Here is a 19,237-nt window from a genome sequence, read left to right as displayed (position 1 = left end):
CGGAAAATCAGGCCCTGGCCCGATCGATGAGGTAGCTCGTCCTCGGTGTCCCACTACCAAGGAACTGGAACGTCGCGATGAAAGCGCAGCCAACGCCAGAGAATTAGACTTGGCACGATGAGCATGAAAGGTATCGTCGAGACGATGGAACGCCGACAGATCGGTTTGTATCTGCTGGCGATTGTTGCCGGTGGTGTGTTCGGTTGGCTGGTTCCCTCCACGTCCGAGACGCTGGAACACTGGATCAACCCGGTCCTTGGATTGCTTCTCTATGCGACGTTTTTGGGAATTCCTTTCGCCGCGATTGGGCGAGCCGTGCGCGACTTACGGTTCATAGGAGCGACGGTCACCTTAAACTTCGTTTTCGTTCCACTCATCGTCTTCGGCCTTTCACGCTTCATCGCGGGCGACCAAGCACTCCTTGTGGGAGTACTCCTAGTGTTACTGACTCCCTGCATCGACTACGTGATTGTATTCTCCAGCCTGGCGGGGGCATCGAGCGATCGCCTGCTCGCAACAGCCCCGATCTTGATGTTGGCCCAGATGGTGACGCTCCCGGCCTACCTACTGATCTTCATCGGACCCGAGGTTATCTCAGCCATCGACCCGAAACCGTTCGTTGAAGCGCTGGTTGTTCTGATCATTATTCCACTTGTCATGGCAGCCATGACACAGAAGCTGGCCGCAAAGAGCAGGGTCGGCAGGGCTGCTATGGCCACAACGGAGAGTTTAATGGTGCCCCTGATGATGAGTACCCTCGCCATCGTTGTCGGATCCCAAATCGTCGGCGTGGGAGAAGAGATCGCCTCCCTATGGGCCGTCGTACCGATCTACGTAGCATTCTTAATCGTCATGGTCCCGGTAGGCCTAGCCACCTCAAAGATCTTCAGGCTTGATACCGGAAGTACGCGGGCGGCTGTTTTCAGCGGTGCCACCCGCAACTCACTGGTCGTGCTGCCGCTGGCATTAGCGCTACCGGAGCCGTTCACTTTGGTGGCCCTCGTGGTGGTCACTCAGACACTAGTAGAGCTTGTCGGAATGGTTGTCTACGTCAAAGTGATTCCGCGTATCGTCAAATAGCACACACCAACGACCCCCTTTAGCGTCGACCAAGAGCCTTGACGAGTGCCCGACTGTCAGTCAGCAGATCTTGTTCTCGGCTGCGTCGGATCGGCGCGTAGTCTTTGATTAGAAGCGCGTCCATGCCTAAGACGCCGAGGAAGGACATACAATGGCAGACTTCACCTGGATTCCCACCAAAGCCCCCTCGATTGAGACCTTCCTTGGCTTCGAGCTACAACCAATCCCGGTCATCCCCGTCCTCGCCGGGATTCTCGCCCTGTTCTACATCATCGGATGGATCCGACTCGCAATCCAGGGACGCCGCTGGCCAGTCTGGCGCGGAGTGTTATTCCTCCTCGGTTGCCTGCTGCTAGCTGCAGTCATGGGGCTGGCCATCGAAGGATACGGGCAAGTCATGTTCTCAGCCTTCATGTTCCAACAGATGACGCTCATGATGGCGGTACCACCACTTCTACTCCTTGGTGCTCCAGGGACCCTTCTTCTACGTTCGTCACCGCGGAATCTACCCGGGCGAATCGTTCTCAAACTCGCAATCTTCGGTCTACGCTCATGGGTAGGCAAGGTCGTTGTCCACCCACTGTTCTCGATTCCTCTATTCCTCGTCCTCTTCTATGGCCTCTACCTCTCAAATGCTGCGAATTTCGTGCTGAGCTCAGGCATTGGTGGCCATATCGGCCTTGAACTCGTCTTCCTCTTCACTGGAATCATCTTCAATGCGACGCTCATTCCGGCAGACCCGCTTCCTGTGCCCGAGTCTCACGTTGTACGGATTTTTCATTCTTTCCTCGAAGCCGGCCTTCACGCGTTCTTCGGTGTCATTGTCATGATGGCAACCCTGCCTTTAGTCGACCGATTCACCCAGATGCCAGCAAGCTGGGGCATCGACGTGATGGAAGACCAGAAGCTTGCGGGCGGTATTGCTTGGGCCTACGGCGAGGGGCCAGCGGTGGCAATTCTCCTCGTCGTACTCATTACTTGGTTCCGTCAGGAGTCGAAGAACAATGCAGTCCGTGATCGCGAAGTCGCACTTCACGGAGACAAAGACCTTGATGCCTACAACGAATACCTCAGGGCACTAAACCGCGGTGAGATCACGATCTGAACACCCAAACGCACTCCCATAATGAGTAAAACTTGGTACAGCTCAGTTCTATTTCCCAGTCAACGCATTCCTGCATCCTTCGCACAGTCAGCATGCACTGTATAGTCAGTGAATGCTGACTATAGCCCTTTGTGTCGCTGTAAAGAACCGACCGGTCTCCTGCCACGCCGTAGTGTCTGACCTCGGTCTCACGCGGGTGAACGTGGCGAACTAGTGAATCTGTGGCCCTGGTCGGTGGTGGCTCATGCCTTTCTTGCCGCTGTTCGACAGTACGGACACAACGTGACACTCCTGGCCACCCACAGAGGCGATCGAAAGCCGTGCACTGGCACCTAAGAGGAGTAGTCACGGATGGCCCCAGACCCAGCACTGGTACTCTAATCCCGTTGTCTACAGGAGGTAGAAATTGGCGCTCACAGTGATCCCGCGACCCACGAACCGGATGTTAACCGTTCTCGCACTGGTGTTGGTAGCTTTCCTGCTGCCTGTCGCACCAGCCTCGGCACACGAAGCCGTGACCGGGACAAACCCCGAAAATGGGCAGAAACTCAGTACCGCCCCCGAGGCCATCGAAATTTCGTTTAGTGATACACCACTGTCGATGGGGTCGAAGATCCAAATCACCGACTCTTCAGGCACGAACTGGGCCAAAGGAGATGTCGAAATCGATGGCGACGCCGCTGTTCAGCCCATCAAGTCCGGGGCGCCTGCCGGAGAATACACAGTGACCTGGCGAGTGGTCTCGTCCGATTCTCACCCGATCGACGGCACATTCTCCTTCACCGCGACGAACGGTGCCAGCACCTCCTCGGCCCCTACCCCCAAACAGACAAAGAACGACTCCTCGGCCCCAGAACCCTCACAAACGGAAACCGCGCAGACTGCTGACGAAGAGGACCTGAAGTTCCCCGCGAGTTTCATCGTCGTTTGGATCCTTCTCTTTGTCGCGGCCGTGCTCGTTATCGTCACGCTCGTCTTGCAACAGAAGCATAAAAGGCAATGAAACATGAACCAGCACTTTGAGCCGCGAGGCCACACTGATGAATAGTGCGACTCCCGGTCGTCGGGCCATGAGCGGACGCTGGCAATCCATAGTGTGGCTTCTGGCTACTCTGGCTGTTGCCGTCGCTGCTGTCATAGCAAGCGCGGCCTTCTCCGGTGCAGCAGCAGAACGTGAGGCGTTGGACCCCGGGGCATTCGTGCGTTGGGCGCTACCAATCGCCTTGACCGTGCATCATCTGGTGTTGGGGGTGGTCGTTGGCTGCCTGATCTTCGCGGCAACACTCGTTCCGCACAAAGACACTGACACGGCAGAAAAGCATTCAACTCCCCATCCGGTATTCACTCGCGTCCGAAGCGTTGCCGTCACCGCATCGTTCGTGTGGCTGGGTTCAGTGGTGGTGGTGACGGTGCTGACCTATGCCAATCTCGTCGGCCAGCCAGTATCGGGTAGCTCGGCCTTCCTAAGTCAGCTGACCTACTTCCTCACTGACCTCATCGTCGGCCAAGCCTGGGGTGCAATCACCGTCATTGCCTTCCTCGTGTGCAACTTAGCCTTCTTCTTTCGCTCCACAACCGGCCTAGCATGCACAGCCCTGCTCGCGCTGACTGCCATCGTCCCCATTTCACTCATCGGTCATGCTGCAGGCAGCGACGACCATTACGCCGGTGTCGGTGCACTGGCTGTGCACTGGCTCGGAGTCCTTGTCTGGGTGGGTGGCGTGGCAGCACTTGCCGTGACCATCCCCGTGCTGGCCTCAACGAGTACCACGCTCGTGACAAAATCGGTGATCGCCCGCTTCTCTGCACTGGCCGGCGTGGCGTTCTTCCTCGTCCTTAGCTCCGGTGTGATCAACGCTGCCCTCCGCCTCGACGCCTGGGACGGGCTGCTGAGCCGCTACGGTCAGCTGATCCTCATCAAGTTCTCGGCAACCCTGCTGCTCGGAGCCATCGGATTCGCCCATCGCCAATGGGCCATGACCCAAGTCCGAAGCAGATCCGGCACACTACTTGCCTGGCGATTGGTCATTGCCGAAGTCCTTATCATGGGCGCAGTCATCGGCGTCACCGCGGCACTGGGACGAACAGCCCCTCCTGTCCCGCTTGAACTCGAGCCAGCGATCACCCCCGCCGAAGTCCTCACCGACTATCCCATGCCACCGGCCCTGACCTGGTACCGGTGGCTCAGCGAATGGCGGTGGGACTGGCTCTGGTTAGCGTTCATCCTCACTGCTGCCGCCGTCTATCTCCTCGGAGTGCGCAAGGCTCGCATGACTGGAGACAAATGGCCACGGAAACGCACCGTCAGCTGGTTCACCGGCATTGTCCTGCTTGTTTATGTCACGTGTGGTGCCCCGACGATCTACGGCATGGTCCTCATCAGCGCCCACACCGTCATGCTCCTGGCCATCGCAGTCCTCATTCCACTTCTCCTGGCGATCGGAGCACCCCTGGACTTGTTGCGCCTGAGCGTGCCCCGGCGTACCGACGGCAGCCGAGGACCGCGGGAATGGATCGAGGCAAGCAACCCGACAGTCAGCACCGTGGTCAGGGATCCGCTGCTCAGCGGTACAGTCTTAATCCTTTCGTTCGCATTGTTTTACTACACTCCGTTGTTGCGACTGGCATTAGATTTCTGGATCGCCCACCAAGTAACCAATCTGTACTTCCTGATCATCGGATTCTGGTTCATGACCACGGTCATCTGCACTCAATCGAAGTCGCGAACTCGTCGCCGGCAGATCCTTACCATTGCTGGAGTCGCAGGTATCTTCCTGCTCTGGGCCAATATGCTCGCATTCGGTGTGAGTCCCGTTCTCGAAGTGGACTGGTTCGCCGGCCTGGCCCGCACATGGGGGCCGGCAATCGCCGTCGATCAGCAGAATGCAGGCACGGCAGTTCTCCTGATCGGGGTTGCGCCTCTGGCAGTAGTGCTCGCCACGTTCATTTCGTACAAATCCCGCTCAACTTCCACCGGTGCTACAGACACCAGCCGGTCCTTACCTGATGCCTCCCGCTGATCAAATGAAGCGGTTTACCATGACGAAACGCAACTACTCCTGCGAAGAACAAACGTCGTAGTCGTTGCCGCACACGGCACCGCACTTGACGCGGCCGATCGTCGAGTGAGACCCTTCAGCCAGGTTCAGATGTGTCTGTGACTGGTAGTCTCAGACCACGGTGGAAAAGCCGCCAATGAGACCCTGCAGTCCGTTGACCCATTGAGTCCATACTCCAGTGATCAGCAGTATTCCGATTCCGATGAGAACGGCCCCTCCGGCACGGGTAATTGCTGCATGGTGATCTTTGACCCACCTCATGCGACCGCCGCCTCTGATGAGCAGCAAAGAGACAAGCAGGAAGGGAATGCCAAGACCCAGGCAATAACTGAGGGTCAATATGGTTCCGCGAAGCAAGGCACCGGATCCTGTCGGCCCGAAACTGGTCGTCAACGCAAGCACTGCCGCTAATGTCGGCCCCATGCACGGGGCCCAACTGAACGCGAACGTTCCGCCGAGAAGCGGTGCTCCCCACAATCCCGCCTGAGGGCGACTCTTGATACGCCACTCCCGCTGGAGAAGACTCAACCCTCCCATGAAAATGATCCCCGCCACGATGACGATCGCACCCATGATGCGATTGATCACGTCCGCCCAGGCGCTGAGAAGTATTCCCGTGAGAGAAAAGACGAGTCCAATTGAGACGAAGACAGCCGAAAAGCCGAGCATGAACAAGAACACACCAATAACCACGCGGAATGTCTTCTGATCTTCGAGTGACTTCCCAGCAAGTCCCGTGACATAGCCAAGATAGCCAGGCACCAGCGGTAACACGCAGGGCGACAGGAACGAGATGATCCCGGCGACCACAGCAATCGGGATTGCCAACAGCATCGGGCCCGAGCTTGCTATCTGTGAGAACTGTTCACCGATTGTTGCCATGGCAATCACGCGTCTGTGGCAAGTACGTCAGTGATGAGGCCATCAAGAGTCGAGCGATCGACGATCCCGACGACACGAGCAGCAGGACGACCCTTGGAATCGAGAACCACCGTCGAAGGCACAGCCTGAGGTGGAAGAAGACCGCTCAACGCCGCTACCGCCTGACCTTCCTTATCGAGCATGGAGGGGTAAGTGATGCCGAATTGTCGAGCAAATGCGTTGGCCGCGGCAGCTTCATCTCGGACATTGATGCCCAGGAAGTGCACTCCCTCCTTGCGGAAGGATTCGTAGCTTTCTTGAAGGTCTGGTGCCTCTTCTCGACATGGTGGGCACGCTGCGTACCATAAGTTCAATATCACTGGGCTGCCCTGCCATTCTTGCAAGTCGAAGGCATCCCCGTTTGTCGTGTTTCCAGCCAGCTGCACGGGTGTTGAGCGCTTCGATTCGGGGATCTGGGTGATGACTCCCGTGCCTGACACATACCCCTGATCATTTGATCCGGAAGTGTCCTCGGCACTTTTGTTGGCGGGTGCGCATCCGGTGATCGCTGCCAGCATGACCGCTAGCACAGCGCTCCCATAAGCCAGACGGGAGAAGGCATGGATTCGGGATCGCTGTGCATACGCGTCTCGCACTGGGGCCTCCTTGAGGTAACAGTTATTCGACGTTATTCTACGGTATGTAGAAACATGGTTCCCGCTACTTCCACCGTCATTCACATGGGCAAGATCGACGGCAATAACCTCCGCGGAAAGGTCAGCAATTAATGTATAGTCATTGTATGCTGACTATAGCTTCTCGTGTAAATGTGATGAACCGATTGGGACGGGCCATGGCAGATGGGACACGGTCACGGATTCTGCTGTCCCTGCTGGATCGGCCTGGCTATCCCGCGCAATTGGCACGTGATCTGGGGCTGTCGCGGACGAACGTGTCGAATCATCTGGCCTGCCTGCGCGGTTGCGGGATCGTCATTGCTGAACCAGAGGGTCGACAGACCCGGTATGAGATTGCAGATCCCCATCTTGCTGCCGCGCTGATGGCGCTGGTTGATGTGACGCTCGCCGTCGACGAACATGAACCCTGCATTGATCCAGCATGCTCCGTCCCCGGGTGCTGCACGCCCCATGACGAGCCCGTAGCGAAGGCCCTGCAGTGAGCCGCGAATGCTGCGGACCCGACGACGCACCCCCAGGCCCAGTCGACGCCGACGAGGTCGCTGAGCACGAGGAGGTGCCACCGTGGTGGCGCGATCGCTCCCTGGCGCTGCCGGTCGCCTCCGGGCTTCTGTGGGCCACTGGCCTGATTCTGCAATGGATCGGTCTGGAGATTCCGGCACTGGTCGTGTTCGCACTTGGCTTAGCAGCCGGCGCGTGGACATTCGTGCCCGGCACGCTGAAGCGTTTGTTCACAGCCACCGGTCGCGGGCGCTTGGGTGTGGGGCTGTTGATGACGATTGCCGCGATCGGTGCTGTCGCGCTCGGCCACATCGGAGAGGCAGCAGCGTTGGCGTTTTTGTTCTCTGTTGCCGAGGCGCTGGAAGACCGGGCAATGGACCGGGCACAGCAGGGGCTGCGTGCCTTGCTCTCACTCATCCCCGACACTGCCCGCATCTCCCGATTGACTGGCGAACAGACGATCCCGGCCGCAGACGTCCGTGAGCTCGACGTTTTGCTTGTCGGTGCTGGGGAGCGAGTCGCCACTGATGGGATTGTGACCTCTGGCCGATCGTGGGTGGATACCTCGGCTATCACGGGAGAATCGATCCCGATCGAGGTCGCCCCTGGAGACAAAATCCTGGCCGGGTCAGTCAATGGCACGGGCACTCTCAGCATCGAGGCCAGTGCCGACGGGCGTGATAACTCGTTGACGAAGATCGTGCATCTGGTCGAGCAGGCACACGCAAACAAAGGTGAGCGTGCCCGCATGGCTGATCGTATCGCTCGGCCCTTGGTGCCGCTCGTGCTGATTGCCGCCGTACTGATCGCCGCATTTGGGTTCGTCGTCGGCGACCCGGGTACCTGGATCGAACGCGCTCTCGTGGTTCTCGTGGCAGCATCACCGTGTGCGTTGGCGATTGCGGTGCCGGTCACGGTGATCTCCGCGATCGGGTCGGCGAGCAAGTTGGGTGTCGTCATCAAGTCTGGTGCCGCGTTCGAAGAGCTTGGCACCATTCGCCGGGTCGCGTTCGACAAGACCGGCACTCTCACTCGCAACGAACCTCGTGTCGTGGCCACCCACACCAGTAACGACCACACGGAGGCAGAAGTTCTCGATCTCGCCGCAGCACTGGAAGCGACGAGTACCCACCCGTTGGCTGAGGCCATCAGCGCCGCCACACCAACCCGCCTGGAGGCCGTTGAGGTCCAAGAACTTCCTGGACACGGTCTCTCTGGAACAGTGGAAGGCCGTAGGGTGCGCGTCGGCAGCCCTCGGTGGATCACCCCTCACGGATTGACCACACAGGCTGCCGAGCTAGCCGATGAGGGCATGAGCATTATCGTCGTCGAAGTCGATGATCAGATCGGTGGAATCATCGGTATCAGAGATGAGTTGCGCCCTGAGGCGACTGAGGCGATTGCGGCTCTGCATGAACAGGGTATCTCGACAGTGATGCTCACCGGTGATAACGCCCGTACTGCCGAGGCGATAGCTACTCAGGCCGGCATCGATGAGATCCATGCCGAGCAATTACCTGAGCACAAGGCCGAGCGTATCCGCGCTTCCACCGCTCAGGTACCGACGGTGATGATCGGGGACGGCATCAACGACGCCCCCGCCTTGGCCTCGGCGACCGTTGGCATCGCAATGGGTGTGAGCGGATCTGCAGCTGCAGTGGAATCAGCCGATGTCGCATTCACCGGCACCGACCTGCGGTTGATCCCCGATGCCCTGGCACATGCCAAGAAGGGCCGAGCGATCATGACTGCCAATGTCGTCTTGGCTTTAGCAATCATTGTGGTCCTCTTTCCGTTGGCCCTGTTCGGTGTTCTCGGCCTCGCGGCCGTCGTGCTGGTGCATGAGGTTGCGGAGGTGGTCGTGATCCTCAACGGCGTCAGGACCGCCCGCCCGAAACGCCGTATCTACCCATCCGATGTCAGGGACGGAAGCACTCCGTCCTCGACTGCCCCAGTGAAAGCGAGCGACCGTTGAGCCGCAGCGTGAAAATCTCCCTAGCAATGATCGGCGTCGCCGCTCTCGTCCTCGTCGGCTTGCTGGTGTTCAATAACGACAGCAACGATCCAGAACCGGAAACTGCTCCCACCAGTGCAGACACTTCCGACTTGCTGGTCCGCGACGATAGCCCCCGCCTGTCTAAGGGTGGCGAAGCAGTGTTCGTGGAATTCCTAGATTTCGAGTGCGAAGGTTGCCTGTCGCTTTATCCGGTCATCGAGGATCTGCGAAAGGAATACGGGGACCGTGTCACTTTCGTCGTGCGGCACATGCCCTTGCACAACAACTCTGTCAATGCTGCCCTGGCCGCCGAGGCGGCCGCCGAGCAGGGCGAGTTCGAGGCCATGTATCAACGCTTGTTCGAAACGGTAGACGAATGGGGCCACCAAGAGACATCGCAACGCGAAAAGTTCTCCGGCTACGCTAAGGAACTCGGCCTGAACATGGAGCAGTTCACCGCAGCCTATGATGATCCGGCTACACTCGAGCGCGTTGAGCAGGGTCAGAAGGACGGGCAGGCCCTCGGGGTCACCGGCACTCCAACGTTCTTCCTCGACGGTGAGAAGCTCCAACCCGAAAGCGTCACTGACCTGGAGGAGGCCTTCGATGCTGCCCTCGAAGACTGAGACTGGCAACAACAGGGAGACACAAGAAACCGCGTTTAAGTCGTCTCGTGGCCTGGGAGCATTGTTCGTCGTCGGCGGGCTCATCGGGTTGATAGCGGCTGTGGTCTTGCTGGTGGAGAAGATGACACTAGCAGCCAATCCGGATTACATCCCCAGCTGCAACGTCAACCCGATCCTTTCCTGCGGGTCGGTAATGGGGACTCCGCAAGCCGCCGCTTTTGGTGTCCCGAACCCGATCATCGGCGTCGCAGGTTTCGCCATCGTCGCAGCTATCGGCACAGGTCTTCTCGCTGGAGGGCGATACACAGCCTGGTATTGGGGCACCATTCAGATCGGTGTAACGTTCGCGGTGGTATTCGTGCATTGGTTGATTTATCAGAGTCTGTACGTCATCGGGGCACTGTGTCCTTACTGCATGGCAGTGTGGGCAGTGACGATCCCCATCTTTTGGTACGCCACTACCCGAAACCTCAGATCCTTGAGCAAGGGACAAAAGTGGATCACTCTGGTCAATGAATACCGGGGAGCGATCCTGACTGGCTGGTTCCTCCTCATCATCGTTCTGATCGCCAACCGCTTCTGGGACTACTGGACCACTCTCGTTTGACCCTCAACGCATCGAGGCGTCACCGCACTAGGTAGTCTCGATACGCAGCGGAGGGACTTGGCCAACAGAGCTGCCATTTTGGTCTGTAAAAGGACCGCCATCTACCTCTGCAACTCACAGGCCGCGCTCACTCGCACGTACCCGACCACCTGCCCTTTGTGTCCAGTCATGTTTAGACCTCTCAATCACTTGTGTCGAAGACCTCCGAACCCAACCTCGTTGGACGGGATCGGGGGCCTCATGTCGTGTGTCCTGCGGGGTAGACCCAGATGGACATCGCACTGGGTTACCTCGTGGCAAGGAGCCAGACCAGCTCGTCGACGCCGGCGACGGAATCGACGACGTAGACCTCGGCACCGGCTCTGCGCATCTTCTCGGTGACCACCTCCTGCAGCCGACGGAGCTTCCCGCCGGGCCGCTTCGTCTCTACGAACACGGTGCCCATCGGCGTGACGACGACGCGGTCGGGGACGCCGGACCGCCCGGGGCTGGTGAACTTCATGCAGAGGAAGCCCATTTGCCGGCACCTGGCCAGCAAATGCGATTCGACCTCGCGCTCAAGCATCGGAAGCCACCGTCCGTTCGGCTTCGTGGACCTGAGACACCATGGTGATCATCGCCATGGTGGCTCAGAAAACGAAGTCGGCGGCGGTCTCGCCGGCGTCGACGCACATCCGCGAGAAGTTCCCTGCCTCGATTTCCGTGCGCGAGGTGGCGACGTCCGAGAAATTGGTCAAGGTGTCGTCGGTGATCTCGAGGCGGACCGACTCCGCCGCTACGTTCTCCAGTGGCGACTTCCCGATCCAGGTTGCTTCGTAGGCGGTCCCCTCGCCGCCTTCGGCCGGCTCGAGATTGGCGACGCCCTCGGACTCGGCCTGGCCGAGGCAGTTGATGATCGAGTACGTCACCTCGTCCGCGTCCTCGTCGAGGACCCAACGCTCGAGCGTGGGGGAGAAGTTCTGGATCGCCCGAACGTACTGGGTCTGCCCGTCCTCGACACCGAGGTCGGTCGTCTCGGCCGTCGGCTCGTCGTTGCCGTCGTTTTCAGTGCGCTCGGACGTATCCTCCTCGGCCGAGGTCTCCGGCGCGCTCGACGGTGCCGAGGTCGCCGGAGGCTGCGGGTCCTGAGCGCCGGCCGGGACGTTCTCGACGACGCATCCGGTCAGGACAAAGGCGGCCAGGGCCAGGCTCGCAGCGGTGGTGGTGATCTTCGTGGTCTTCATCGGGCCTCCTCTGATCCCTTGCGCACCATGCTCTGGCGGATCCACGCGAGGATCTGGTCCTGCGCGATGATCAGGCCGCCGATGATGAGCCCGACGGCGAGGGCGACCCACCAGGTGGTCAGGAGCCCGATGCCGAAGGCGACCGCGGCGCGCAGGACCAGAAAGCCGAGGGTGTGCGCCAGGGCGAAGAGGACGAGCTTGAGTAGCGAGGATTTGACGATCGCCGCCTGGATCTCGTCGTAGATGCGGCGCAGCGTCGACTTGGTGAACGCGAGGTCATCGTCCTCGGACTTCTCCGGCAGTCGGAGGATCCCGGCCTTGAACATGTAGCTGATGAGGGTGACGAGGAAGATCGTCACGCCGGAGGCCGCCATCTCGGCGAAGCCGGACAGCGACAGCCTCCAGGCGAGGATCGTCAGGCCCGCGGAGATGAAGAGCGTGACGAGGATGTTCCAGCCCTTGTTGCCGCCCACAGTGATGTTGATGTTCTGATCGGACATGGTTCTCACTCCTTAGTTCGCGGCCTGACTTCAGGCCCTGTACTCGTCGTTCTCGTCATCGAAGACGGGGTCGTCGTCGAACCCGGCGACGACGGGCGGCTCGGGGATCGTCGGCACGATCGGCACAGCAGGTGCCCTCGGAGCCGCAGGCTCGCCGTCCGGTTCCTCGGCGGTGATCTCGTCGGAACCCACGCTCTTCGGTGCCGTGGGCACGGCCGGTGCGACGGGCGCTCGAGGAGTTGCCGGGACCTCCGGTGTCTTCGCGCCCGCCTTGATCACCACGCCGGGCCACCCGTGGCGGCGGATTTGCCAGGCCGCGAGCAGCAGCCCGAGGACGACCTGGACCCACAGATAGATGAGCCCGACCGTCGTCCAGTGGACGTCGAGGGTGAGCGAGGGCCAGTAGGTCACCGTCGCGACGGTGATGAGGTGAAGTGCGACGAACCGCGCGATGAGGGCGAAGAGCGCGCCTGCACCGGCGACGGCGGCCGCCGCGAGGTACCACTGCCTCCGCTCGGGCACCCGTCCCTGCTTGAGTCGCCGCTCGGTGTCGACGGCGTAGGCCGCGTTCGAGATCGCGAGCGCTGGTCCGATCCAGACGACCAGCGTCGGGAGGATGAAGAGGACGAGGAACAAGGCGCGCAGGCCGCGCTCCTTGCTGTCCTCGCCGGCGGCGATGAATCGCGTGGCGATGGGCTTGATCCTGCCCTCGTGGTGGGAGCTCTCAGCGGCACCGGCCGCATTACGGTCCTTCTTCGAGGCGATTCTCTTGAGCTCATTCGCCATCCGGCGATCGGACAGATGCCACGACGCCTCGTTGGCCAGGAGCCAGTCGGCCCTGACCTTCTCGTAGCGCTCGACGGTCTTCGTCACGGCTGCTCACCGCCGTCGGTGGCAAGGCACGGCTCGAGCTGATCGGCCGTATCGGCGGGCAGGCATTTCTCCATGTACCGGAGCACGGCATCCTGGGTCATTCCGGTGGCGAAGCTGCCGCCGACGATGACGCCGAGCCCGAAGATCGAACCGACGATCACGAGGAACGCGATCGTTTTGAAGATGAAGCCGAAGTTCATGCGGCTGTCCTCCTGCGATATGTGCCTGTGTTCGCTGTAAGCTCCTATGGTACCGTAGGAATATGATTCTAGGGAACCGTACCGCGGAAGTTCTCGGGCGAGAGGAGGGTCGATACGATGGGCGAGGATCATAGAAACGCTCGTATACGAGGAGAAAACGTCGTGGTAGCAGGCAAAGAACTTTCGGTCTCGCAATCGGTGCCGATGCGCCCAGAGGACCGACAGCGGTTGCGCGTGCTCGCTGCCGAGAACGGCGTAGGGCCCGGTCTGCTCGGCCGTGCGCTGATCAAGGCCGGGATCGACATGCTTGATGACCCGCGGGTCCAAGCACGGCTCACTGGGGAGATTGAGGCCGAACAGGCTCGCCAGTCCGCGGCAGGCCAGGCAGCGATGAAGGCGCGCTGGCACGGTGCCGACGCACCCGCACAGGAATGACCCGCATTTCATTTCTTACCCGGCGCTAGTCGACCCAAGAGACCCGGAGCGCCCGATGCGCGCTCGATCCCCGAGAGGGGCGTCAGACGTCACGAGACGACGGTAGAACGCGGCCCCGGGACCCCGGACTTACCGTGAGGATTGGAGAACAACAAGGAGCAGTCTCATGCTGCGCAGCAAGAACAAGACGGCGGGTGCGGCCACGGAGCCCACCTTCGCTGAGATCAACGAGGAGCAGACGCCGTATGCCGGCTCGATCGACGGAGTGCCCGTCGAGACCGCGCCCCACGTCCTGGTGAGTGGTCCCACCGGTCGTGGCAAGACCACCAGGATCCTGTCGATGGGGGCGGTGCAGTGGGTCGGCCCCAGGGTCATCGTCAGCTCGAAGACCGACTTTCTGAAGTGGGTCGTGAAGAAGGGCATCGCTCGGCGCGGCCCGCTGTTCGTCATGGACCTCGCCGGCGAGCTGGACCCGAGCTTCGACTGGCTTCAGGGTGTCGACTACCAGATGGTGACGTCCGATCCGACGTCTCTTATCGCGAACGACGACGACGCGCTGGCCATGGCGTCGCTGCTGATGAAGGTCGGCTCGCTCGGTGCGTCGGACGGGGGCGATTCGGGCGGCGACGACGCGTTCTGGCAGACCCAGGCGGCCCAGCCGCTGGCGGCGCTGCTCCTGGCCGGAAAGGCCAGCGGCAAGGGCATCGCGTGGACCGTCCGGGCCGTGAGTAAGACCGCGAAGTCGGACGAGAGCGACGACTCGCCGTCCTGGGCGATCGCCTACGAGCTCATCGAGAAGGCGAGCTTCCACGCGGAGAGCCTGAATGCGGTCGTGGAGATGGAGGCGAAGCTCCGAGACTCGGTCATCGCGACGATGAAGGCCGGCCTCGCGCCGTGGCTGCTGACGAACGTCCGCGGTCAGCACGGTTCGGTGCCGTTCTCCCCGTCCATGCTCGAGGGACCGAACGAGCCGACCCTGGCGATTATCGCTCCGTCCGACGGCGTCGCCGCGGGCGCTGCCGTCGGCGCGATCGAGACCGTGATCCGGCACTGGCGGCGCGGCGTCGAGCGCGGGCTCATGCGGTTGCTCCTCAGCGTGGACGAGGCGGTGAACACCGCGCCGCTGCCGAAGCTGCCCACGTACATCACCGAGGCCCGCGGTCTTGGCGTCGCCTGCGTGATCGCCGTGCAGAGCACGAACCAGATGGAGCTGCGCTGGGGTTCTGTGGGCGCGAAGGTCCTGCGCGAGGTCTTCCCGGCCTTCCTCATCCTCGACGGTGCCCCCGAGTTCGAGGCGCTGGAGCTCGCCGAGAAGTGGTCCGGCGAGCACGACGTCTGGCGGGAGACGATCAACGCCGACCAGACGAGGACCATGACGGCAGAGAAGGCCCCGCGGCGCACTGTCTCGGAGATGCTCCCGGGGAGCGTCGAGGAGGGTCGCCTCCTGCTGTACGGCAAGGAGGGGACGCTGGTCCAGCTCCCGGGGATTTGGAACCTCCCGGACGCCGCCTGACACCGGGGCTGACAAGAGGCCGTGGACCCGATGGTCCACGGCCTCTTGTCATGCGCTCGACGCGCTGTGCTTCAGCGGCTCATGCCACGGTCCCGGTCACGCTCCTGCGCGGCCCGGGCTCGAGCGCTGAAACGGTCCGAAGCGCTCGTCTCGCGCTCCGGCTCCTCCCGCGGCTCGGTCTCGTGCTGGACCTCCTTCGCCTGCTTCTGTTCCTCGACGCGGCCGCGGTCGTCGTGCTCCTTCTCAGCGTCCTGGGACTTCGCCACATCGTGCTGACGCTCGACCTCGGCCTGACGCTCCTGCTCGATCTGCTGCTGGCGCTCCTGCTCCTGAGCCTGCCGCCGCGCCTCCTGCTCGGCGAGGGCCTGCTCCTGCTGCTGACGAGCGATCTCGGCCTGGTGCTGTCCGACGTCCTCGCCTTGGGCCGCCCGCTCACGCATCTCCTGCTGGCGCTCGCGCTGCGCCCGGAGGTTCCTCTCGGCGCGCTGGTACTCCGGGGAGTCCAGCTCCTGCTCGCCGAAGCGCTGGGCCACGGCCTCCTTGTTCTGCTGCGCGAGCATCTGCTGGATCTGCGCCGTCTTCTCGCGGTCGATCTGCTCCTGGGCCTTCTGTGCCATCGTCCTGTCCTCTCACTCGTTCTCTCGTGTCATGCGTTCTGCTGACGCAGGTGCGTCGCCCGGACCCGCAGTTCGCGGGCCTCGTTCCGGTACTGCTCGGCGATCTGCAGGGATTCGATGTAGCTGGAGCTGCCGCCGCCGTGGTAGACGGCAGCGCGTGTCTCGCGCTCCTCGGCGTGCTGCTCGCGCAGCGCCGCTAGCTTCTCCAGCCCCTCGGCCTCGATCGCCGTCATCGGGTCCATTGCCAGTGCCTCCTCTCGTCTCTCGTCGGCTGTGCGTTCCTGCCGCCGCTGGCGGCGTCGGGTCCTTGTCATCAGCGGCTCATCGAGTCACGGTCACGCTCCTGCGCCGCCTTCGCCCGCGCGCTGAAGCGGTCCGAGGCGCTGGGCTCCTCGTCGTGGTCGAGGCCGGAGCTGTAGTTCTCCATCGCCTCGCGGGTCTTCCGGTCCTGCTCCTGGTGTCGCTCGGCGGCTCGGGCGGCTTCCTCGTACCGGCCGTCCCTGACGAGTCCGTGGATCTCCTTCCTCCGCCCGTTCGTCTTCTCGATGCCGCTGTCGGAGGCGAGGATCCGGTTGTGCACCTTCAGCACCTCCTGTCGCTGCACCCAGCCGTGAGGATCGCTGCGTTCGCCGTCCACGCGGAGGTGGTCGTACTGCTCGCGCAGCCGCTGCCCCCGCTCGGCGTGCTCCTGGCCGCGCTGGCGCTCGGCGGCGCTGGCGGCCTTGGCCTGCACGCGCCACGTGAGCTGACGGCGAGTCTCCGGCTCGAGGTGCTCACCGTAATGCCGCATGAAGTGCGGGCCGACGCCGAATGCGTTGAGACGCGCTTCGTACTCGGCGTCGGGCAGCTCGCCGCGGTAGTCCTCCTCGAGCTCCGCCATGCCATCGAGGCGGCGCTGGACCGCCTCCGATCCGCCCTTCGCCTTCACACCGCGCAGGTCGGAGCGGAACGTGGCCGCCTCTGGCTTCTCGGGTTGTGCCGGTTCAGGCACAACGGCGACCGACTGCTCCGGTACCCAAGTGGCCGGTTGCTGCTCGTTTCGTGCCGGGCCCTGGCGGATGCTGTCGAAAACTGCCTGCGCATCGGCGTCGAAACGGGCCTGCACGGCCGCATCGTCGCGGGCGATCCGAACCCGCATTTCCTCGGTGACCTGCTCGCCGTCGTAGCTGCGTTCCTTCGTCTGCAGCGCCCGCTGTTGTTCCTCGTCCTGACGCACCCGTTCGTCCTGTGCGAGAGCCGCGATAGCAGACTTCAGCTGCTCGAACTCCGCCTGCTCCTCGGCGCTGAGCGACGTCGAGGTCAGCGGGAGCTGGGCCGGTTCCCCGACTCGCTGCTGGCCCGCCGGCACCTGGATCTCCAGCCCTTTCGCCTTGCGGGCGAGCTGTGCGTCGATGGCGTCGTGGGCGTACTCGGGACCGAGAGTCGCGCCTTTCACCGCCTGCTTCGCGCCGTCGACCTTGTACCGGAGGTCGTAGCCCTCGCCACGCTTTCCGCGCCGCATTCCTGCCTCGTCGACGCTGATGCCGCGGTTCATCATCTCGGCGGCGAACGAGTCGCAATCGGTGACGCCCGGCTCTTGGAGCGCTTCATAGGCCTCGCGCCGGATGCGACCCTGGTTGCTCTCCTTCGGGGCCATTCCCTCGCGTTCGGCCCGGGCGCGCTCCCAGTAGGAGCGTTGCCCGTCGCGGCGCTGTGCCGCCTCGTATTCCCTCGTGGCGACACGGGCGAGCGACTGCTCGAAGCCGTACTCGGGATGGGCGTCGAGGTACTGTTCGAAGCGGGCGCGGACCCTGTGCACGTCGCGCATGTCCCCGCCCATCTTCTGGCCGGCCCGGTACTCGACGCCGTCGAGCTCGAAGGCGCGGTAGACCGTCGCGTTCGACGCGACGTGGACGTGGAAGAGCCCGCTCTCGCCGTTGCGCTCTCCCCATATCGACTCCTGCAGCCCCGGGTAGTGCTCGTCGCGCTCGGCCTTGACGGCGAGGAAGGCGCGTTCGACGTCCTCCGGGTTCTCGGGGTTCACCAGGTCCGCGCCGAACGCATAGATGCTGTGCGTCGCCTCGGACTCCTTCTCCGGCAGCGCGTCTTCCGGCTCGATGCGCAGGTGCGTGGGAGTCTCGCCCGGACCGGCCAGCCGCTTCCGGTGGCGCTTGCCGTCCCAGTGTTTGATGTGCGTCCCGCGCTGGCCGCTCGCGTGAATGCCGGTGTCGGGATCGACGGTCTCGTACCTTGCCCTCGGCGACCGCGTCGCTCCCTGGGTGCCGTGCTCGACGCGCACGGCCTTCCACTCGGCGATCTGCGTCTCGGCGTCCAACGAGCAGTGCCGCGTCGCCATGAACAGCGGCGGCTCCTTGTCCTCCTTCGAGTCACGGTAGCGCTGCAGGCTCGCCGCGGTCCGGCCGCTCAGGACCTTGACCGCGACGCCGCCCCGCTTCGGTCCGCTCATGCCACATCGGCCTCACGGATAGGTTCCGAGGAGGTGAGCAGCGCGCGTACCTCGGTGGCCAGCGCGTCGTCGCCGCGCTCGGCCTCGGCCAGCTCTCCGAGCCGGCGCTCGATGCCCTGCAGAGCGAGCACCACCTCATCCACCCGCGTGCTCGTGGCTCCCGTCAGATCGCCGCGCTCGATCGCCATCCGCATGACGTTCGCGAGCTTCGCGACCTGGTTCGAGTGGACCCCGACGGCCCGGCGCTGGTGCGCCCGCTCATTGATCGCGTCGGTGAGTTCTCGGAGGCCGTCGATGAGCGGTGCGGCGAGGGATTCGAGGATGGCAGCCTTCGCGTCCGCTTCGGCTGCTCGCTGCTGCGCAGCAGTGGTCGCAGCGGCCCTGAAGTTGTCGTAGACGGCGGCGATCGCGCCGCCGCGCGAGAGACCGAGCTGCGCCCGGTCGGCGTCGACGTTCTCGAGTCGCTGGGGCGTCATTGGAACGAACACGCCCTTGGCGTGCGGCGAGAGATTCCGTCCGGCGCTGGAGCGTCTCGTCGCAGGCTTCGCGGCGTTCACGATGCGGACCTCCTCGGACTCGAATTGCTTCTTCGAATCCGGGCCCTTGCATCCCAGCCGCGCAGACCATTACGTCCTTAAACGCTCTGACAGGTCGTCAAGCCTGTCCGGCGGACCAGCACCATAGGGGTGTAGCCCGGTCGTCGTTATGCATCTTCATTGTTCCACCCGTACCCCCGAAAAGTGAAGGGGGTACGGGTATCGGGCAAGCATCCTGACCCCATATGTTCCCTCGCTGCGCTCGGCCGCGCTGCGCGCGACTGGTCAGGTGCTTGACTTGGGTGTGGAAAGGGGGCTGCCGCCCCCTTGCTCGCTGCCGCTCGCCACCCCCGCTGATGCG

21 protein-coding genes are annotated in these 19,237 nt (G+C 62.5%); 10 read left to right on the top strand and 11 right to left on the bottom strand.

From position 1 onward, the window contains the following. Window positions 1-123 precede the first annotated feature (123 nt). The 4 genes from HF684_RS13430 (at window position 124) to HF684_RS13415 (ending at window position 5,205) form a co-directional block, all read left to right on the top strand. On the top strand, window positions 124-1,080 hold the full coding sequence (locus tag HF684_RS13430; protein WP_035320181.1) for a bile acid:sodium symporter: 957 nt from the start codon (window positions 124-126) through the stop codon (window positions 1,078-1,080). Between the two features lie 151 nt (window positions 1,081-1,231). Continuing rightward, on the top strand, window positions 1,232-2,185 hold the full coding sequence (locus HF684_RS13425; RefSeq protein ID WP_025777888.1) for a cytochrome c oxidase assembly protein: 954 nt from the start codon (window positions 1,232-1,234) through the stop codon (window positions 2,183-2,185). Window positions 2,186-2,591: 406 nt separating this feature from the next. After that, window positions 2,592-3,188 (top strand): copper resistance CopC family protein, encoded by a 597-nt coding sequence (locus tag HF684_RS13420; protein WP_169252862.1) that lies wholly within the window; start codon window positions 2,592-2,594, stop codon window positions 3,186-3,188. Between the two features lie 67 nt (window positions 3,189-3,255). Then, entirely contained in the window at window positions 3,256-5,205 is a 1,950-nt protein-coding gene (locus tag HF684_RS13415; protein WP_025777890.1) for a cytochrome c oxidase assembly protein, read from the top strand. Between the two features lie 150 nt (window positions 5,206-5,355). On the opposite strand, the gene HF684_RS13410 is transcribed toward HF684_RS13415, so the two are convergent. Then, complete coding sequence (locus HF684_RS13410; protein WP_025777891.1) at window positions 5,356-6,135, bottom strand: cytochrome c biogenesis protein CcdA; 780 nt, start codon at window positions 6,133-6,135, stop codon at window positions 5,356-5,358. Further along, entirely contained in the window at window positions 6,132-6,683 is a 552-nt protein-coding gene (locus HF684_RS13405; RefSeq protein WP_051505136.1) for a TlpA disulfide reductase family protein, read from the bottom strand. The genes HF684_RS13410 and HF684_RS13405 overlap by 4 nt, the downstream gene beginning before the upstream one ends. A 224-nt stretch (window positions 6,684-6,907) precedes the next feature. Between HF684_RS13405 and HF684_RS13400 the strand changes: the two genes are divergently transcribed. From HF684_RS13400 to HF684_RS13385, 4 genes are all read left to right on the top strand, one after another. Further along, window positions 6,908-7,285, top strand: coding sequence for a winged helix-turn-helix domain-containing protein (locus HF684_RS13400; protein WP_081770369.1), 378 nt, complete (start codon window positions 6,908-6,910; stop codon window positions 7,283-7,285). A gap of 101 nt (window positions 7,286-7,386) precedes the next feature. Beyond that, window positions 7,387-9,279 (top strand): cation-translocating P-type ATPase, encoded by a 1,893-nt coding sequence (locus tag HF684_RS13395; RefSeq protein ID WP_231488518.1) that lies wholly within the window; start codon window positions 7,387-7,389, stop codon window positions 9,277-9,279. 26 nt (window positions 9,280-9,305) lie between these two features. Continuing rightward, window positions 9,306-9,926, top strand: coding sequence for a thioredoxin domain-containing protein (locus tag HF684_RS13390; protein ID WP_081770370.1), 621 nt, complete (start codon window positions 9,306-9,308; stop codon window positions 9,924-9,926). Continuing rightward, entirely contained in the window at window positions 9,907-10,533 is a 627-nt protein-coding gene (locus HF684_RS13385) for a vitamin K epoxide reductase family protein (RefSeq protein WP_025777896.1), read from the top strand. The genes HF684_RS13390 and HF684_RS13385 overlap by 20 nt, the downstream gene beginning before the upstream one ends. Window positions 10,534-10,819: 286 nt before the next feature. Here the strand turns inward: HF684_RS13385 and HF684_RS13380 are convergent, their stop codons facing one another. From HF684_RS13380 to HF684_RS13360, 5 genes are all read right to left on the bottom strand, one after another. After that, a complete protein-coding gene (locus HF684_RS13380) occupies window positions 10,820-11,098 on the bottom strand; it encodes a VRR-NUC domain-containing protein (protein WP_282433905.1) in 279 nt (92 codons plus the stop codon). A gap of 64 nt (window positions 11,099-11,162) precedes the next feature. Beyond that, window positions 11,163-11,756, bottom strand: coding sequence for a hypothetical protein (locus HF684_RS13375; protein ID WP_169252860.1), 594 nt, complete (start codon window positions 11,754-11,756; stop codon window positions 11,163-11,165). After that, the gene (locus HF684_RS13370) at window positions 11,753-12,256 is read right to left on the bottom strand and encodes a hypothetical protein (protein WP_101596791.1); all 504 of its coding nucleotides are present in this window, start codon (window positions 12,254-12,256) and stop codon (window positions 11,753-11,755) included. Before HF684_RS13370 ends, HF684_RS13375 begins: the two co-directional genes overlap by 4 nt. A 30-nt stretch (window positions 12,257-12,286) precedes the next feature. After that, on the bottom strand, window positions 12,287-13,129 hold the full coding sequence (locus HF684_RS13365; protein WP_169252859.1) for a hypothetical protein: 843 nt from the start codon (window positions 13,127-13,129) through the stop codon (window positions 12,287-12,289). Beyond that, the gene (locus HF684_RS13360; RefSeq protein WP_169252858.1) at window positions 13,126-13,329 is read right to left on the bottom strand and encodes a hypothetical protein; all 204 of its coding nucleotides are present in this window, start codon (window positions 13,327-13,329) and stop codon (window positions 13,126-13,128) included. Before HF684_RS13360 ends, HF684_RS13365 begins: the two co-directional genes overlap by 4 nt. 117 nt (window positions 13,330-13,446) lie before the next feature. Between HF684_RS13360 and HF684_RS13355 the strand changes: the two genes are divergently transcribed. Together HF684_RS13355 and HF684_RS13350 are read left to right on the top strand one after the other, a co-directional pair. After that, a complete protein-coding gene (locus HF684_RS13355) occupies window positions 13,447-13,764 on the top strand; it encodes a hypothetical protein (RefSeq protein WP_169252857.1) in 318 nt (105 codons plus the stop codon). Between the two features lie 166 nt (window positions 13,765-13,930). Next, window positions 13,931-15,277 carry a TraM recognition domain-containing protein gene (locus tag HF684_RS13350; RefSeq protein ID WP_169252856.1) on the top strand — a complete coding sequence of 449 codons (1,347 nt, stop codon included), beginning with the start codon at window positions 13,931-13,933 and terminating at the stop codon, window positions 15,275-15,277. A 71-nt stretch (window positions 15,278-15,348) separates the two neighbouring features. Here the strand turns inward: HF684_RS13350 and HF684_RS13345 are convergent, their stop codons facing one another. The 4 genes from HF684_RS13345 to HF684_RS13330 are packed head-to-tail and all read right to left on the bottom strand — an operon-like array spanning window position 15,349 to window position 18,897. Next, window positions 15,349-15,894, bottom strand: a complete 546-nt coding sequence (locus tag HF684_RS13345; protein WP_169252855.1) for a hypothetical protein — start codon at window positions 15,892-15,894, stop codon at window positions 15,349-15,351. A 29-nt stretch (window positions 15,895-15,923) separates the two neighbouring features. Then, entirely contained in the window at window positions 15,924-16,208 is a 285-nt protein-coding gene (locus HF684_RS13340) for a hypothetical protein (RefSeq protein WP_169252854.1), read from the bottom strand. Then, window positions 16,208-18,340, bottom strand: coding sequence for a hypothetical protein (locus tag HF684_RS13335; RefSeq protein ID WP_169252853.1), 2,133 nt, complete (start codon window positions 18,338-18,340; stop codon window positions 16,208-16,210). The genes HF684_RS13340 and HF684_RS13335 overlap by 1 nt, the downstream gene beginning before the upstream one ends. Beyond that, complete coding sequence (locus HF684_RS13330) at window positions 18,337-18,897, bottom strand: hypothetical protein (RefSeq protein ID WP_169252852.1); 561 nt, start codon at window positions 18,895-18,897, stop codon at window positions 18,337-18,339. The genes HF684_RS13335 and HF684_RS13330 overlap by 4 nt, the downstream gene beginning before the upstream one ends. Between the last annotated feature and the right edge of the window lie 340 nt (window positions 18,898-19,237).

Source organism: Brevibacterium sp. 'Marine', from assembly GCF_012844365.1.
Taxonomy (GTDB): domain Bacteria; phylum Actinomycetota; class Actinomycetes; order Actinomycetales; family Brevibacteriaceae; genus Brevibacterium.
The sequence above is the reverse complement of the archived record's forward strand: the minus strand, read 5'-3'. Positions and strand labels throughout refer to the sequence as shown.